The organism is Variovorax paradoxus, from assembly GCF_009755665.1.
GTDB classification, from domain to species: domain Bacteria; phylum Pseudomonadota; class Gammaproteobacteria; order Burkholderiales; family Burkholderiaceae_C; genus Variovorax; species Variovorax paradoxus_G.
In genome coordinates, this window is the sequence record NZ_CP046622.1 from 1,149,973 (window position 1) to 1,165,990 (window position 16,018).

The 16,018-nt window shown below is 67.0% G+C and carries 13 protein-coding genes; 6 read left to right on the forward strand and 7 right to left on the reverse strand.

Annotation, left to right across the window (positions count from 1 at the left end):
• Window position 1 precedes the first annotated feature (1 nt).
• The gene (locus GOQ09_RS05310; RefSeq protein ID WP_157612290.1) at window positions 2–919 is read left to right on the forward strand and encodes a dihydrodipicolinate synthase family protein; all 918 of its coding nucleotides are present in this window, start codon (window positions 2–4) and stop codon (window positions 917–919) included.
• A 28-nt stretch (window positions 920–947) separates the two neighbouring features.
• On the opposite strand, the gene GOQ09_RS05315 is transcribed toward GOQ09_RS05310, so the two are convergent.
• From GOQ09_RS05315 to cphA (GOQ09_RS05335), 5 genes are all read right to left on the reverse strand, one after another.
• Window positions 948–1,202: a hypothetical protein gene (locus GOQ09_RS05315; RefSeq protein WP_012746204.1), complete on the reverse strand. Its 255-nt coding sequence runs from the start codon at window positions 1,200–1,202 to the stop codon at window positions 948–950.
• A 176-nt stretch (window positions 1,203–1,378) separates the two neighbouring features.
• Complete coding sequence (locus GOQ09_RS05320; RefSeq protein WP_157612292.1) at window positions 1,379–1,903, reverse strand: hypothetical protein; 525 nt, start codon at window positions 1,901–1,903, stop codon at window positions 1,379–1,381.
• Window positions 1,904–1,983: 80 nt separating this feature from the next.
• Window positions 1,984–2,397 carry a hypothetical protein gene (locus GOQ09_RS05325; RefSeq protein WP_157612294.1) on the reverse strand — a complete coding sequence of 138 codons (414 nt, stop codon included), beginning with the start codon at window positions 2,395–2,397 and terminating at the stop codon, window positions 1,984–1,986.
• A gap of 154 nt (window positions 2,398–2,551) precedes the next feature.
• Window positions 2,552–5,119: a cyanophycin synthetase gene (cphA, locus tag GOQ09_RS05330; RefSeq protein ID WP_157612296.1), complete on the reverse strand. Its 2,568-nt coding sequence runs from the start codon at window positions 5,117–5,119 to the stop codon at window positions 2,552–2,554.
• A 13-nt stretch (window positions 5,120–5,132) separates the two neighbouring features.
• Window positions 5,133–7,376 carry a cyanophycin synthetase gene (gene cphA, locus GOQ09_RS05335; RefSeq protein ID WP_242631008.1) on the reverse strand — a complete coding sequence of 748 codons (2,244 nt, stop codon included), beginning with the start codon at window positions 7,374–7,376 and terminating at the stop codon, window positions 5,133–5,135.
• A gap of 139 nt (window positions 7,377–7,515) precedes the next feature.
• Between cphA (GOQ09_RS05335) and GOQ09_RS05340 the strand changes: the two genes are divergently transcribed.
• Genes GOQ09_RS05340 through queC form a run of 3 tightly spaced genes read left to right on the forward strand, consistent with a single transcriptional unit; the run spans window position 7,516 to window position 11,075 of the window.
• Window positions 7,516–9,798, forward strand: coding sequence for an ABC transporter ATP-binding protein (locus GOQ09_RS05340; protein WP_157612300.1), 2,283 nt, complete (start codon window positions 7,516–7,518; stop codon window positions 9,796–9,798).
• On the forward strand, window positions 9,798–10,289 hold the full coding sequence (locus GOQ09_RS05345; RefSeq protein WP_157612302.1) for a DUF1854 domain-containing protein: 492 nt from the start codon (window positions 9,798–9,800) through the stop codon (window positions 10,287–10,289). Before GOQ09_RS05340 ends, GOQ09_RS05345 begins: the two co-directional genes overlap by 1 nt.
• A gap of 57 nt (window positions 10,290–10,346) precedes the next feature.
• A complete protein-coding gene (gene queC, locus GOQ09_RS05350; RefSeq protein WP_157612304.1) occupies window positions 10,347–11,075 on the forward strand; it encodes a 7-cyano-7-deazaguanine synthase QueC in 729 nt (242 codons plus the stop codon).
• Here queC and GOQ09_RS05355 read toward each other — a convergent pair.
• Window positions 11,033–12,820 (reverse strand): ABC transporter ATP-binding protein/permease, encoded by a 1,788-nt coding sequence (locus tag GOQ09_RS05355; RefSeq protein WP_157612305.1) that lies wholly within the window; start codon window positions 12,818–12,820, stop codon window positions 11,033–11,035. The genes queC and GOQ09_RS05355 overlap by 43 nt on opposite strands.
• A gap of 119 nt (window positions 12,821–12,939) precedes the next feature.
• A complete protein-coding gene (locus tag GOQ09_RS05360) occupies window positions 12,940–13,500 on the reverse strand; it encodes a phosphonate degradation HD-domain oxygenase (RefSeq protein WP_157612307.1) in 561 nt (186 codons plus the stop codon).
• A 228-nt stretch (window positions 13,501–13,728) separates the two neighbouring features.
• Between GOQ09_RS05360 and GOQ09_RS05365 the strand changes: the two genes are divergently transcribed.
• Together GOQ09_RS05365 and GOQ09_RS05370 are read left to right on the forward strand one after the other, a co-directional pair.
• Entirely contained in the window at window positions 13,729–14,763 is a 1,035-nt protein-coding gene (locus GOQ09_RS05365; protein ID WP_157612309.1) for a putative 2-aminoethylphosphonate ABC transporter substrate-binding protein, read from the forward strand.
• Window positions 14,763–15,836: an ABC transporter ATP-binding protein gene (locus tag GOQ09_RS05370; protein WP_157612311.1), complete on the forward strand. Its 1,074-nt coding sequence runs from the start codon at window positions 14,763–14,765 to the stop codon at window positions 15,834–15,836. Before GOQ09_RS05365 ends, GOQ09_RS05370 begins: the two co-directional genes overlap by 1 nt.
• The last annotated feature ends 182 nt before the right edge of the window (window positions 15,837–16,018 follow it).

Here is a 16,018-nt window from a genome sequence, read left to right on the forward strand (position 1 = left end):
CATGACTCCCAGATACCGCGGCATCTTTCCGGTGGTGCCCACCACCTTCACCGAACAGGGCGCACTCGACCTCGAGAGCCAGAAGCGCTGCGTCGATTTCATGATCGACGCGGGCTCCGACGGCCTGTGCATCCTGGCCAACTTCTCGGAGCAGTTCGTGTTGTCGGACGAAGAGCGCGAGGTGCTCACGCGCACGATGCTGGAGCACGTGAACGGCCGCGTGCCGGTGATCGTGACCACCACGCACTACAGCACCAAGGTATGCGCCGAGCGCAGCCGGCGCGCGCAAGACATGGGCGCGGCCATGCTGATGGTGATGCCGCCTTATCACGGCGCCACGTTCCGCGTGCCCGAGCCGCAGATCTTCGAGTTCTATGCCGGCCTTTCCGACGCGGTGGACATTCCGATCATGATCCAGGACGCACCGGCGAGCGGCACGGTGCTGTCGGCGCCGTTCCTCGCGCGCATGGCCAAGGAGATCGAACACGTCGCGTACTTCAAGATCGAAACGCCCGGTGCAGCCTCGAAGCTGCGCGAGCTGATCCGCCTTGGCGGCGATGCCATCGAAGGCCCGTGGGATGGCGAAGAGGCCATCACGCTGATGCCCGACCTTGATGCCGGCGCGACAGGCTCAATGACCGGCGGCGGCTACCCGGACGGCATCCGTCCGATCATCGAGGCGCATCGCGCGGGGGACCGTGACAAGGCCTTCGCGCTTTATCAGCAGTGGCTGCCGCTCATCAACTACGAGAACCGGCAGGCCGGCCTCCTGGCCTGCAAGTCGCTCATGAAGGAGGGCGGTGTGATCGCCTGCGAGGCACCGCGGCATCCTCTGCCGGCAATGCACCCGGACACGCGCGCAGGGCTGATCGAAACCGCGAAACGGCTCGATCCGCTGGTGCTGCGCTGGGCGCGCTGAAGAGAAAAGACGTGAAAGAGAAGGGCGCTCAGCTCTTCTCGAGTTCGCTGACCTGCAGCGAGAGGTCGAACAGCTTCGACTTGCTCGCGTAGTAGCGGTCGAGCCGCCATTCCTTCAGGATGTCCATGGCGAGCTCGAAGCTCTTGTAGTCAAGGCTGTAGAGCGTGACCAGCTCGAAACTGCGTTCGGATTCGAGCGCCAACACGAGCTGGGCCAGGATCTTGGCCGATTCGTTGGCCGGGTCCGTTTCTATGAATCGGCGAGCGACCTTGATGGCATTCATGGGAAAGGTTTCCTCGGTAGGCAGAGACCGAGAACTATAGCTAGCAGCCCGCCGTGCTTTATGACAGTCGTGTGACAAGCGGGGTCATCAAAGAGCGTGCGGGCCTGTTGTATGCAGCCCCGTCGCCGCATCGAAAGGCGACGACGGGTGCCGCAGCTGCGACGCTCAGCGCTGCATCAGCGTGCGGGCAGCGGCGCCGGCTGCATGGGCGCGATCGGCGTCATGGGTGCCATCGGCGCGATCGCCGGAGCCGGTAGGCGAGAAGGCGCGGGCACCGGAGCCGGCATCACGGTGGGGGCTGGCATCACGGCGGGGGCCGGCATGACAACGGTGGTGACCGATTCGCGGATCACGCCGCCGCCCATCACGCTGCCGTCCACTGCACCGCGGGTGTTGCCGCTGCCACCGAGCACGCGTGCTTCGCAGTCGGCGCGATCGGCCGGCGGCTGCAGTCCGCAGCGCGCGAGCGCGTTGCGCTGGTAGTCGGGCGCGCTGGTCAGGCCGCCGCGAGCGGCTTCCTGGCGTGCGGCGCCGGCTTCGCGAATGCAGGCGGCGCGGTCTTGCTGGTTGTGCCCGCAGACCGCGATCTCCTGCTGGTAGGTGGAATCGCCGCGACGCGGCTGCGCGGAGGCCGATGTGGCCGCGGCAATACCGCCCACGGCAATCAGGGCGGCAATCATCGAACGTGTGGTGCTGTTCATGGTGTGCTCCTCTAAGTGGCGCGAAACGAAAACTGTTCGACAGGCATGTTCCCGTCGGGTTCCACGCGTGGGTTTGCTGCTCAGCGCGAAGGCGCGGCAGGTTGCGGCGGCAGGGGTGTCACGGTTTCGCGGATGACGCCGCCGCCCATCACGCTGCCTTCGGTGGTGGTGCGTGCGCCGCCCTGCAGGCGGGCTTCGCAATCGGCGCGATCGGCAACCGGCTGTTCGCGGCAACGCGCCATGGCATTGGCGTCTGCGCGGCCCGGGCCAACGTTGGTCAGGCCATTGCGCTGCGCTTCCTGCCGCGCGGCACCGGCCTCGCGAAGACATGCGGCGCGGTCCTGCTGGACGCCGTCGCACACGGCGCGCTCCTGCTGCGCGCGTGCGGCCGAACCTGGCGCCTGGGCTTGCGCCGAGGCCGGGCCGGGTATGAGAAAACCGCTTGCCGCAAAAAGCGCGGCAGCAGAAAGGGCGGAACGAACTGTTGTTGTCATCGGATGCTCCTGGTTGAGGCGCGCCCTCCGAAAGCGCGACCGGAGCAACAGTCTGGCCCGGCGCACCCCTTGCGGGGTGTGGGACTGCAGAGACAGCAGGCCCGGCCAGACTCGCCGATGCGTGTGGGACGTGTCCGTCAGCCCCGGGCGGCGGTCAGCCCGCTGCGATGCGTTGCGCCAGGTGCGCGAGCGCTTCTTCGACCTGGTCGACCAGGATCAGCGACAGGTCGCCCGGCTGCAGCCGCGCGAGCGCGGTGTCGATGGCGACGAACTCTCCGCGGATCTCGTCGATGTAGCGCGTGCGTGCCGCGCCCTGCAGGCCCTGGCGCAGCAACGCCATCACCTCGCCGTCGGCACGGCCGCGCTGGGCCGCGTCCTGGTAGAGGATCACGTCGTCGAAGGCCTGGCCCAGGATGGCTGTCTGGTCGCGGATGTCGGAATCGCGCCGGTCGCCGGCGCCGCTGATCACCACAGAGCGCTTGTTGGCCGGCATGGTGTCCACGGCCGACACCAGCGCGCGCATGGCGTCGGTGTTGTGGCCGTAGTCGGCAATCACGGTGGCGCCGCGGTAGTCCATGACGTTGAAGCGCCCAGGCACGCCGGCCGCGTCGTTCATGAAGCTGGCGAGGCCGCTGCGAATGGTGTCCCAGTCCAGGCCAACGGCCCATGCCGCGGCCACCGAGGCCATCACGTTGTCGACCTGGAAACCGATGGTGCCGTTGCGCGTGATCGGCACGTCGCGCAGCGCAATGCGCTCGCGCCACGAGCCCTCGGCCGCCACCAGCGTGTCCTGGTCGACGTACACGGTGCGCTTGCCTTGCGCGCGGTGCGTGGCCATCACCGGATGCTGGCGGTCGGCGGTGAAGAAGATCACGTGGCCGGGGCAGCCGGCGGCCATGGCGGCCACGTTGGGATCAGCGGCGTTGAGCACCGCATAGCCATCGGGCGCCACGTTGCGGACGATCACGCGCTTGAGCACCGCCAGGTCTTCGACTGTGGTGATGTAGTTCAGGCCGAGGTGGTCGCCGCTGCCGATGTTGGTGACCACGGCCACCTGGCAGCGGTCGAAGCCGAGGCCTTCGCGCAGCACGCCGCCGCGCGCCACTTCGAACACGGCCGCATCCACGTCAGGGTGCATGAGCACGTTGCGCGCGCTCTTGGGGCCGCTGCAGTCGCCGCTGTCGGTCTGGCGGCCGTCGACGTACACGCCGTCGGTGTTGGTCATGCCGGTGCGCAGCCCGCTCGATGCGAGCAGGTGGTTGATGAGGCGCGCCGTGGTGGTCTTGCCGTTGGTGCCGGTCACGGCCACCACCGGAATGCGGCCGTCGTCGCCGGGGGCGAAGAGCGTGTCCACAATGGCCTCGCCGACCGCGCGGCCGCGGCCGAACGAGGGCGAGATATGCATGCGCAGGCCGGGCGCGGCATTGACCTCGACCACGCCGCCGTGCTGCTCTTCGAGCGGACGCAGCACGTTCTCGCACACCATGTCCACGCCGCAGATGTGCAGGCCGACCATCTGCGCCGCATCGACCGCGCGCGCAGCCACTTCGGGGTGCACGGTGTCGGTTACGTCGGTGGCGGTGCCGCCGGTGGAAAGATTGGCGTTGTTGCGCAGCACCACGCGCTCGCCGCGCGCGGGCACGCTCTCGGGCGTGAGGCCCTGGGCCTCGAGCCGGCCGATGGCGATGTCGTCGAGCCGGATCTTGGTGAGCGAGGTGGCGTGTCCTTCGCCGCGGCGCGGGTCGAGGTTCACCGCGTCCACCAACTGGCGCACGGTGGAGCTGCCATCGCCGATCACGTTCGGCGGATCGCGCCGCGCGGCGGCCACGAGGCGGTCGCCCACCACCAGCAGGCGGAAATCGAAGCCCGGCAGAAATTTCTCGACCATGACTTCGCCGTATGCCGCGGCCGATTCGCAGGCAGCCGTGAGCTGCTCGCGGGTCGTGATGTTGACCGTGACACCCTTGCCCTGGTTGCCGTCCTGCGGCTTTACGACCACCGGCAGGCCGATTTCCATGGCCGCGGCCCAGCCGTCGTCGGCATCGGCGACGGGCCGGCCCAGCGGCACGGGCACGCCGGCGGCATTGAGCAGCTGCTTGGTGAGTTCCTTGTCCTGCGCAATCGATTCGGCCACGCCGCTGGTGCTGTCGATTTCGGCCGCCTGGATACGGCGCTGCTTGGAGCCCCAGCCGAACTGCACCAGGCTGCCGCTGGTGAGGCGGCGGTACGGAATGCCGCGCGCCACGGCGGCATCGACGATGGAGCCGGTGCTCGGGCCGAGCCGCTCCGATTCGTCGAGGTCGCGCAATTCAGTGATGGCGGCGGAGGCGTCGAACGCCGTGTCGGCCAGTGTGGCTGCAATCAGCTCTTCGGCCAGCGCGAGTGCGCGGCGCCCGACGGCTTCTTCGCTGTACTGGAAGGTGACTTGGTACACGCCTTCTTCCACGGTGGGAGAGGTGTGGCCGAAATTGACGGCGCAGCCAGCCTGGGCCTGCAGCGCCACGGCGGCGTTCTCGAGCACGTGCGCGAGCGCGAGCGGCTGCCCCAGCACCATCGGATGCAGTTCGCCGATGGTGGGAAAGCGTGCACGCAGGCGAGCTTCGAAGCCCGGCAACCGGCTGACGGCGTTTTCATCGCCTTCGCAGGCAACGACGGCTTCGATGGCAGTGTGGCGGCTCCAGAGGTTGGGACCGCGCAAGGCGCGGGTACGGGTAACTTTCATGGGGCGGCGCGCATCAGGCAAATTGGGGTTGGGACGAAAGCGGCTGCGTCTGCGAGAGCTGCAGCGAGGCCAGCGCGGCCTGCAGGTCGGCCTCGAAAGCCTCGACGCCCGCACCGATGAGGTTCAGCGGAATGCCCAGCGCCCAGGCTGCGGCCACGGCGGCCAGCAGGCTCTCGAGGCTGACACCCGCGTGCGTGGCACGCCAGACGGTGAGGCGGCCAAGGCCGGGCAGGAAAGATTCGCTGCTGCCGGTGGCCAGCACCACGCGGTCTTGCCGCACCAGCACGGCCTTGCCGCCCGCGGCCTGGTGCGCGGTGAGGGCAGGGGCCTGCGGATCGGCGGCATACAGGATGACGGAACCGTCGCACAGCGGCGCCAGGCCGGCCACGCGCGGATCGCCCGCGTTGAGCACGGCCGTGCCTTCGGCCAGAACCACGTCGACCTGCGTGCGCAACACCTTGACCATCTGGTCGCTTTCGGTGATGTCGTAGTCGGCCAGCGCCTCGACGCCTTCGAGGTCGGTGACGATGCCTACTTCGCAGCGGTCGTACGCCAGGCCGTCGCGCAGAATCGTTTCGGCACCGTTCTCGATCACCACGGCTTCCACCGCGCGGTTTACGAGCAGGCGGTGGCCGGCGTCCCCGTTGGCGCTGTCGCGTGCATCGACGCGGCGGCGCTCGAGAAAGAGGCCGTCTCGGCAGGCAAGGCCGGTGTGGCGCCCGCCGAGGTTGATAACCCAGGCAACCAGCCGCGCGAGCACGGCGGTGCCCTTGGAGCCCGCGACGCCCACCACCGGAATGCGGCCCGGCGCGTCGTTGGGAAACAGGTGGTCGCAAATCGCGCGGCCCACCGGGCGCGGCGAGCCGACGGCCGGCTTCAGGTGCATCAGGAGACCGGGGCCGGCATTCACTTCGACGATAGCGCCGCGCTGAGGGCCGAGGGGCTTGCCGATGTCCTGCGCCACGAGGTCGATGCCCGCAATGTCGAGCCCCACCACGCGCGCGGCCAGCACGGCGGCATGCGCCACTTCAGGGTGGACCTGGTCGGTACAGTCATTGGCCATGTTGCCGTTGCGCTGGATGGTGACCACGCGGCCGGCGGCCGGCACGGAAGCAGCGTCGAGCTCCTGGCGCTTGAGTTCGAGCTGCAGCTTGGCATCCGTGGCCAGCACGATCAGGTCGAGCGGATATTCCTCTTCGGCGCCGCGGCGCGGATCGCTGTTGAGCTGCTTTTCGATGAGCTCGGCCACGGTGCTCTTGCCGTCGCCGGTCACGGTAATGATTTCGCCGCGCGCAGCCGCCACCACTTCGCCGCCCACCACCAGCAGGCGGTGTTCGTGGCCGCGAATGAAGCGCTCGACCATCACGTCGCTGCCTTCGGGCTCGGCCACCGCATAGGCGGCCATGACTTCTTCGCGCGTGGTGAGTTCGAGCGACACACCGCGGCCGTGGTTGGCGTCCGACGGTTTCACGACCACCGGCAGGCCGATGTCTTCGGCGGCTTCCCAGGCCTCTTCGGCGCTGGCCACCACCTGTCCTTCGGGCACCGGCACGCCGCAGCTCGCGAGCAGCGACTTGGTCAGCTCCTTGTCGCTGGCAATCGACTCGCCGATGGCGCTGGTGTAGTCGGTTTCGGCGGTCCAGATGCGCTGCTGGTTGGCGCCGTAGCCCAGTTGCACCAGGTTGCCGCTGTTCAGCCGCATGTGCGGTATGCCGCGGTCGGTGGCCGCGGACACGATGGCCGCGGTGCTCGGGCCGAGGTAGCAGTCTTCAACCTTGGCCTTGACCGCATCGACCGCCTTCTGCACGTCGGCGGCGGTGAACGGGTCGTTGTTGATGGCCGCCATCAGCAGGCGATGGCCTTCGGCCAGCGCCACGCGGGCGACCTGCTCGTCGCGCGCGCGGAACACCATGCGGTAGACGCCGTGCTCCGAGGTGCTGCGCGTCTGGCCGAAACCGGTCGGCATGCCGGCCAGGTTCAAGAGCTCGATCACCACGTGTTCGAGCACGTGGCCTGACCAGGTACCTTCAGTCAGCCGCTGGATGAAGCCGCCGCGCTCGCCCACGCCGCAATGGTGCTCGATGAGCGCCGGCAGCAGGGTCGTCAGGCGGTCGGTAAACCCGTCGATCTTGTTGGAGGGGTAGTCTTCCAGCTGGCCCAGATCGAGCCAGACTTCGAGCACCGGACGGTAGGTCCAGAGGTTGGGACCGCGCAAATAGTTGATGCGCAGCAGGCGGATGTCGTCGAAACGGGTCATGCAAACGTTCGATGTGCTTTGGCCGAGCACCACGGCGCCTTCAAGCGCGCCCATGGCAATCGGTCAGAATCGGCGCCCGACAAAGGACGCCATGGCGCGGTCCCTGAGGCCCGCGACGGGCAAGAGTCAAAGAAACACAATGCAACATCACGATCCAGTCGGCACCCGGGAGGGCGAAACAGAGGCGGCATCAGACGCGCTGAAAAGCCGGCTCGCTGCCGCGGAAAACGTTCTGGTCACATTACCGGTTGACCTCGACGAAGAACTTCTGTTTACGTTTGGCCTCGTGGCCCTGACCGACCGGCGGCTCATGGCGCTGCAACCGGGCGGGCAATGGTGTGAGTGGTCACTAGCCGATGAATCCCTGGAACTGTATCTCAACGACCATTCGGGCGTTGGAACCCTTGATCTGGTCGGCGCAAAGGGCCGGCTGGCGCGCTGGCGCTACACCTTGGCCAACCAGCCAGCCGCGCTGCGGCTGCTCAAGCTGTTCGGCCAGCGGGCGAACGGAGTTGTCGCCGAAGCGGTAGCGGAGCCCGATGGCGACGACCCGGGCGCCGCCGACACCGAGCTGCAGACCCCCCCTTCGACCTGGGTGCTGCTGCGCCTGGGCCGCTTTGCCAAGCCTTACCGCAAGCAGCTGATCGCGGGTTTCTTCCTGACCCTTATTTCGACCGCCGCGACGCTGGTGCCGCCGTACCTGACCATCCCGCTGATGGACGACATCCTGATTCCGTTCCAGAACGGGCAGAAGATCGATCCCTCACGTGTGGCGCTTTACCTGAGCGGGCTGCTCGGCGCGGCGCTGGTCGGCTGGGGCCTGGGCTGGGCGCGCACCTACCTGCTGGCGCTGGTGTCGGAGCGCATTGGCGCCGACCTGCGCACCACCACGTACGAGCACTTGCTGACCTTGCCGCTCGACTATTTCGGCGGCAAGCGCACGGGCGACCTGATGGCGCGCATCGGCTCGGAAACCGACCGCATCAACGTATTTCTCTCGCTGCATGCGCTCGACTTTGCGAACGACGTGCTGATGATCGTGATGACCGCGGTCATCCTCGTGTCCATCAATCCGCTGCTGGCGGTGGTCACGCTGGTGCCGCTCCCCTTCATCGCCTGGATGATCCATGTGGTGCGCGACCGTCTGCGCACGGGCTTCGAGAAGATCGACCGCGTGTGGTCGGAGGTCACCAACGTGCTGGCCGACACCATTCCCGGCATTCGCGTGGTCAAGGCCTTTGCGCAAGAGCGCCGCGAAGCCGAACGGTTTCGCATTGCCAACGTCTACAACCTGCAGGTCAACGACAAGCTCAACCGCACCTGGTCGCTGTTCACGCCCACCGTGTCGCTGCTGACCGAAATCGGCCTGCTCGTGGTGTGGGGCTTCGGCATCTGGCAGGTGGCGCGCGGCAGCATTACCGTGGGTGTGCTCACCGCCTTCATCGCGTACATCGGCCGTTTCTACACGCGGCTCGATTCCATGAGCCGCATCGTGTCGGTCACGCAAAAGGCCGCGGCGGGCGCCAAGCGCATCTTCGACATCCTGGACCACGTGAGCAACGTGCCCGAGCCCGCCAACCCGGTGAAGATCGAACGCGTGCAGGGCCGCATCGAGATGAGCGGGCTCGGCTTTCGCTACGGTTCGCGCGCGGTGATCCGCGACCTCGACCTGACCATCGAGCCGGGCGAGATGATCGGCCTGGTGGGCCACAGCGGCTCGGGCAAGAGCACGCTGGTCAACCTGATCTGCCGCTTCTACGACGTGACCGATGGCGCCATCAAGGTCGACGGCACCGACATCCGCCGCTTTGCCGTGGCCGACTACCGGCGCCACGTGGGGCTGGTGCTGCAGGAGCCATTCCTGTTCTTCGGCACCATTGCGCAGAACATCGCGTACGGCAAGCCCGATGCCACGCGCGAAGAAATCGTGGCCGCAGCGCGCGCCGCGCATGCGCATGACTTCATCCTGCGCCTGCCGCATGGCTACGACTCGCTCGTGGGCGAACGCGGCCAGGGCCTTTCAGGCGGCGAGCGCCAGCGCATCAGCATTGCGCGCGCGCTGCTCATCGACCCGCGCATCCTCATCCTCGACGAGGCCACTTCGGCCGTGGACACCGAGACCGAGAAAGAAATCCAGAAGGCGCTGGACAACCTCGTGCAGGGCCGCACCACCATTGCGATTGCGCACCGCCTCTCGACGCTGCGCAAGGCCGACCGGCTGGTTGTGATGGACCGCGGCGAGGTGGTCGAGGTCGGTCCGCACGACGACCTGATGGCGAAGCAGGGCGCCTATTGGCGGCTCTACCAGGCGCAACTGCGCCAGGCGGACGACGATGCGAGCGAAGGCGCGGTGAACGAACGTGCGGGCGCCCAGGTGCAGTTGGTGCCGAGCCATGCGGCGCACCCGGCGGGAGACGCGTGATGAGCAACAGCAACAACACAGCCGCTGCCCCGGTTTTTGACCTTGCGCGCGATGCCTTCGACCGCCTTGTGCTGACCGATGCCGGGGGCGAGCGCCACGTGGGCGTGACGCCAGTGCGTGCATTTCCGCTCAGCGCGCCCGGAGAGGGCGTGTCGCTGGTTGGCGGCGAAGGCCGCGAGCTGGTCTGGATCGATCGCGTCGAGGCCCTGCCGCCTGAAACGCGTGCATTGCTCGAGCAAGAGCTGGCGGTGCGCGACTTTGCGCCCACGCTGCTGAAGCTGCACGGCGTGTCGAGCTTCGGCGTGCCCAGCACCTGGACCGTGAACACCGACCGCGGCGAAACCACCTTCGTGCTCAAGGCCGAGGAAGACATCCGCCGGCTCGAAGGCGGCGCGTTGCTGATTGCCAGCGCGCACGGCGTGCAGTTCCGCATTCCCGACGTGAAGGCGCTCGACCGCCCATCGCGCAAGCTGCTCGAGCGCTTTCTCTAGCAGGCTGCGAAAATCAGGGCTTTTGTACCCGCGACGGCTCACTGCCGTCGAAGAGAAATGCCCCTGCACACCACCGCCCTCGTCCTGTTCTCCGGTGGCCAGGACTCGACCACCTGCCTCGCGGATGCGCTCTCCAAATACCAGCGCGTCGAAACGCTGGGCTTCGACTACGGCCAGCGGCACCGCGTCGAACTCGACGTGCGCGGCACCATCCTTTCGAAGATGCGCGAGCGCTTTCCAGACTGGGCGCCGCGCCTGGGCGAAGACCACGTGCTCACGCTCGCCGCGCTGGCGCAGCTCGGCGGCTCTTCGCTCACGGAAGAGGTAGCGTTCGAAATGCAGGCCGACGGCCTGCCCAACACCTTCGTGCCCGGCCGCAACCTGCTGTTCCTCACGCTTGCTGGCGCGCTGGCCTACCGGCGCGGCCTGCAGGTGATCGTTACCGGCGTCTGCGAAACCGACTTTTCGGGCTACCCCGACTGCCGCGACGACACCATGAAGGCAATGCAGCTCGCGCTCTCGCTCGGGCTGGAGCGCCGCCTCGTCATCGAAACGCCGCTGATGTGGATCGACAAGGCCGAGACCTGGCAGATGGCGCACCGCCTCGGCGGCGAGCCGCTGGTCGACCTGATCGTGGAAGAAACCCACACCTGCTATCTGGGCGATCGGGAGCATCGCCAGGCCTGGGGCTACGGCTGCGGCGAATGCCCCGCTTGCGATTTGCGCAAGAAGGGGTGGGAGCGCTACGCGGCGGCGGCGCCTGCCGGCGTCACCTCCACGCGATAGCGCGCGGCAGAGCCCTCTGCCTCCGGCACCAGCGTCCAACGCTGGGTGTGGAACTCGCCCACGGCTGCGCGGTGCGCAATGGAGACCATTGCGCCGTTTCGGCTGCGCACCATCTCCGAAAGCCGCTGATAAAGCGTGTGCTCGGCCGGCGCGTCGAGCGCGCTGCTGATCTCGTCGGCGAAGACCCAGCGCGGTTTCTTCAGCAGCACGCGCGCGATCGCGAGCCGCTGCTGCTCACCACCCGAGAGCTTCTGGCTCCACGCGTCGCTGTCGTCCAGCCGTGCGGCCAGGTCAGGCAGCAGGGCGTCGGCCAAGGCTTGGCGCAGTTCGGTGTCGCTGTACTTGGCGGCATCTTCGGGATAGGCCAGTGCCTGGCGCAGGGGTCCGTTGGGCACGTACGGCCGCTGCGGCAAGAACATCGCGTCCGCCGGCACCTGTACCTTGCCGCTTCCGAACGGCCAGATGCCCGCGAAGGCGCGGAACAGCGTGGACTTGCCGCTGCCCGAGGGGCCCTGCACCAGCACGCTGTCGCCGGCCGCGGCCGAAAGCGCTGCATTCGCGAGCAGCGGCTTGCTGCCACCCGGCAGACGCAGCGAGAGGCCGTCGGTTCGCAGCACCTCTGCATCGCTGCGTTCGAAGGCGTTCGATTTTTCGGCATGCGCACGGATCGCGTCGTCGAAGCTGGTGAGGCGGTCGGCCGTGGCGCGCCAGGAAGCCACGTTGTCGTAGTTGTCGACGAACCAGCTCAGCGCGTCTTGCACCCGGCCGAAGGCCGACGAGATCTGCATCAGCTGTCCCAGCTGGATCGCGCCGCTGAAGAAGCGCGGTGCCGCCACAACGAACGGGAAGATCACCGCCGCTTGGCCAAAAAAGGCGGTGAAGGTCACGAGGTTCTTCTGCTGCTTGATGAGCGCGAGATAGTTGCGCAACACCGCACCAAAGCGCAGGTCGAGCTGGCCGCGTTCCACCGTCTCGCCCCGATCGAGGGCGATTGCCTCGCTGTACTCGCGCACACGCACTAGGTGGTGCCGGAAGTCGGCTTCGAAGCGCTGCTGACGGAAGTTCAGCCCGATCAGCGGCCGGCCGATGTAGTGGGTGATCACGGTACCGACCACGCAGTAGACAAGCGCGAGCCAGACCATCGAGCCCGCGATCTCGTAGGTGCTGCCGCCGATCGGCAGCGCCACCATGCCCGACAGGCCCCAGAGAATGCCCACGAAACTGATCAGCGTGACCACGGCGTTCAGCAGGCCCATCGAGAGCGTCATGGTCGCGGCCGTGAAGAGCTGCATGTCTTCCTGGATGCGCTGGTCGGGGTTGTCGGGCGTGGCACCGTCTCCCTTGGCATAGCGCGCAAGCTCCAGCTCGTAAAAGGTGCGGTTGGCCATCCAGCGGCCGAGATAATTGCGCGTGATCCAGGCGCGCCAGCGCAGCTGCAGCAGTTGCGTCACGTAGAACTTGAGCACCTGCAGCGCGATATTGAAGAAGGCCAGCACGCAGAACACGCGGACTTCGCGCCAGAACACGACCGCGTCCTTGTTCTGCAGCCCGTCGTAGAAACGGCCATACCACTGGTTGAATAGCACCAGCGCATAGACATAGGCCAGATTGAGCGCGACGATGGCCGCGAACATGATCCGCGCACGCCACTTCTCCTCCGACCGGAAGTAGGGGGCCGCGAGCGCTAAGACGCGGCGCAGCACCTGAACGAAGGTTTTGGCGCGTTCATTGACGGAAGGAGACATGCGGGGTTTTCCTCGGAGGCGCTTGCGCGCGGAGATCTTGAGGAAGCCATCCTAGACAAATTTCTTAAGCCGGCCTGAAGCTCGCGCGCGCAGGCCCGCAGGCCCGCGGGGCCGCAGCCTCAGCGCAGCATGACTCGAGCCGCAATTTCCAGAAAGTGCTTGAGCGGCGGCGTCTCCAGTCCAGCCACCTTGGCCTCTTCGTCCCAGAGCCGCAGCCGGATCGCATCGCCCGACCAGGGATGGTCGGCAAAGCGCCGGGCGGCTTCGGCGCTCATCGGCCCGCCCTGCAGTGCCAGGCTGCGCACCGAATCGGGCGAAAGCCGCGCGAAGTAGCTGGGCCGGGTCGCGCAAAGGTAGCGCTTGGCATCCACATGCAGGCGGATGGGTTCGCGCACCTCCAGCCCGAAGGCGCCGCGCAGCACCGGCATGGCAATGTACTGGTGCCGGTCGTCGATGCCCAGCTCGGTGGGTGAGCGCGAGAGCGTCTGGTGCTCTGCGATCAGCAGGTGGCCAAGGTCATGCAGCAGCGAGGCCGTGACCAGCGCATCGTCCGCGCCGGCCTGCTCGGCCAGCCAGGCGCATTGCAGCGCATGTTCGAGCTGCGACACCGGCTCGCCTGCATAGGCAACCCCGCCCCGGTCGGCGAACAGGCGGGCGATCTCGGCGAGGTCGAGTGTCATGGCTCTGAAACAAAAGGCGAAAAGCGCAGGCGGCAGGGCGCCAGCTTCGTGCATTGCGGTGACGAGGGCGTGACGAAGCCCTGCAAGCACCATGCCGGCGCGTGCCTTCTGACAAATGCCTGTCACATGCCGCTGCCAGCATCGCCGCGTTCATGGCGCTAGCCGTGGGTACTTTCTTCTTCCGCGTTACTTCCCGCTTCGTCTTCTTTTCCTTCCGAGGTATTCCCCATGCTGCGTCGTTCTATCCGCTGGGCCGCCGTGCCGGCCGCTCTGCTTTCGCTGGCCTTTGCCGCTTCGGCACAGGGCCGCACCGAGCTGCTGGTGTACACCGCGCTCGAGGCCGACCAGGTGCAGGCCTACAAGGCCGCGTTCGAAAAGGAGAACCCGGCCATCGAACTGAAGTTCGTGCGCGACTCCACCGGCATCGTCACCGCCAAGCTGCTGGCCGAGAAAGCCAACCCGCAAGCCGACGTGGTGTGGGGCCTGGCCGCCACCTCGCTGATGCTGCTCGACAAGGAAGGCATGCTGCAGCCCTATGCGCCCAAGGGTCTCGATGCCATCAAGCCCACGATGCGCGATCCGGCCAACCCGCCCAAGTGGGTGGGCATGGACGTGTGGTCGTCGGCCATCTGCTTCAACACCGCCGAAGCCACGAAGAAGAGCCTGCCCAAGCCTACCAGCTGGGCCGACCTGACCAACCCGGTCTACAAGGGCCAGATCACCATGCCCAGCCCCGCCGCGTCGGGCACGGGCTACCTGATGGTGTCGGGCTGGATCCAGATGATGGGCGAAGAAAAAGCGTGGAAGTACATGGACGCGCTGCACCAGAACATCGGCATCTACAGTCAGTCGGGCAGCAAGCCCTGCCGCCAGGCCGGCGCCGGCGAGTTCGCGCTTGGCATGTCGTTCGAATACCGCGCCAACAAGACCAAGCGCGACGGCGCGCCCATCGACATCGTGCTGCCCAAGGAAGGCCTGGGCTGGGACATGGAAGCCACCGGCATCATGAAGACCAGCAAGAAGCAGGAAGCAGCCAAGGCGCTCGCTGACTGGGCCGTGACCAAGCAGGCCAATGAGCTGTATGCAAAGAACTTTGCGGTGCTCGCGCTGCCGGGCATCCAGGAAAAGCTCGAGTTCGTGCCGGGCGACGTGGAGAAGCTTCTCGCCAAGAACGACTTCACCTGGGCCGCTGCCAACCGCGACCGCATCCTGACGGAATGGTCGAAGCGCTACGAATCCAAGTCGGAAAAGAAGCCGATGTGATGACCAGCTTTCTTTCCCTTCGCGGCATCGGCAAGTCCTTTGGCGCCACGCGGGTGCTCGACGGCATCGACCTCGACATCGAGCCAGGCGAGTTCGTCTGCCTGCTCGGACCCTCGGGCTGCGGCAAGACCACGCTGCTGCGCATCGTGTGTGGCATCGAGCGTGGCGACAGCGGGCAGATTCTGCTCGGCGGGCAGGACATCGCGGGCCTGCCGCCGGCAGCACGCGGCTTTGGCGTGGTGTTCCAGTCGTATGCGCTGTTCCCCAATCTCACGGCCGCGCAGAACATTGCCTACGGGCTGCATCCCACAGGTGCACTGGCCCGCGAGATGGCCAAGCGCTCGCGCGAAATGCTCGACCTGGTCGGGCTGGCCGCCCATGCCGACAAATACCCGGTGCAGCTTTCGGGCGGCCAGCAGCAGCGGGTGGCACTGGCCCGTGCACTGGCACCCAACCCGCGCCTTCTGTTGCTCGACGAGCCGTTGTCGGCACTCGATGCGCAGGTGCGCGCAAGCCTGCGCAGTGAAATACGCTCACTGCAGAAGCGCCTGGGCATCGTCACCATCATGGTCACGCACGATCAGGAAGAAGCTCTTTCGATGGCCGATCGCGTGGTGTTGATGCACAACGGCCGCATCGAGCAGGCGGGCACACCCGACGAGCTCTACCGGCAACCGCGCACGCGCTTTGTAGCGGGCTTTGTCGGGCGCATGAACATGCTGCCCGCCACGGTGTTGGCCGATGGCAAGGTGCGTGTGCGCGACAGTGAACTGTTCTGCGCGCCGGGTAGCCTGAGCGTCGGTGCGCAGGCCACGGTGGGCATTCGGCCCGAGCATGTGGTGGTCAAGCGCTTCGGCTCGGAGCTCGGCGCCAACAGCTTTGCGGCGCGGCTTTTGGACACGGAATTCTTCGGCAACCGCACCTCGGCCCGGCTGGCTTGCGAGCCGTTGGGTATCGAGATCGAGGCCGAGCTGCCGGCCGATGCGCGTGGCGATGGCGGCGAGCCGCTGGTGCCCAGCAGCATGGTACATATCCAGTTGCCTTTGAATGCGCTGTCTGTTCTGGCGCATTGAATGAGAGTTCGCTTTCTGATTGCGGTGGGTCGATCGGGGTGCGCTCCCGCCGACGGGGTACCTTTCTCCGCGAATGTCCCCCGGCCTTCGGCCTCCTCCTTTATTTCGCTGCGCAAGGCACCCCATCGACGGGAGCGTTATGAACGGTGGTCGTCGATCGGCCGAGCACCAGCAGCGTGCCT

Coding starts and splice junctions, on each gene's coding strand:
- GOQ09_RS05310 (WP_157612290.1), top strand. CDS start 2: ATGACTCCCAGATACCGCGGCATCTTTCCGGTGGTGCCCACCACCTTC.
- GOQ09_RS05315 (WP_012746204.1), bottom strand. CDS start 1,202: ATGAATGCCATCAAGGTCGCTCGCCGATTCATAGAAACGGACCCGGCC.
- GOQ09_RS05320 (WP_157612292.1), bottom strand. CDS start 1,903: ATGAACAGCACCACACGTTCGATGATTGCCGCCCTGATTGCCGTGGGC.
- GOQ09_RS05325 (WP_157612294.1), bottom strand. CDS start 2,397: ATGACAACAACAGTTCGTTCCGCCCTTTCTGCTGCCGCGCTTTTTGCG.
- cphA (WP_157612296.1), bottom strand. CDS start 5,119: ATGAAAGTTACCCGTACCCGCGCCTTGCGCGGTCCCAACCTCTGGAGC.
- cphA (WP_242631008.1), bottom strand. CDS start 7,376: ATGACCCGTTTCGACGACATCCGCCTGCTGCGCATCAACTATTTGCGC.
- GOQ09_RS05340 (WP_157612300.1), top strand. CDS start 7,516: ATGCAACATCACGATCCAGTCGGCACCCGGGAGGGCGAAACAGAGGCG.
- GOQ09_RS05345 (WP_157612302.1), top strand. CDS start 9,798: ATGAGCAACAGCAACAACACAGCCGCTGCCCCGGTTTTTGACCTTGCG.
- queC (WP_157612304.1), top strand. CDS start 10,347: ATGCCCCTGCACACCACCGCCCTCGTCCTGTTCTCCGGTGGCCAGGAC.
- GOQ09_RS05355 (WP_157612305.1), bottom strand. CDS start 12,820: ATGTCTCCTTCCGTCAATGAACGCGCCAAAACCTTCGTTCAGGTGCTG.
- GOQ09_RS05360 (WP_157612307.1), bottom strand. CDS start 13,500: ATGACACTCGACCTCGCCGAGATCGCCCGCCTGTTCGCCGACCGGGGC.
- GOQ09_RS05365 (WP_157612309.1), top strand. CDS start 13,729: ATGCTGCGTCGTTCTATCCGCTGGGCCGCCGTGCCGGCCGCTCTGCTT.
- GOQ09_RS05370 (WP_157612311.1), top strand. CDS start 14,763: ATGACCAGCTTTCTTTCCCTTCGCGGCATCGGCAAGTCCTTTGGCGCC.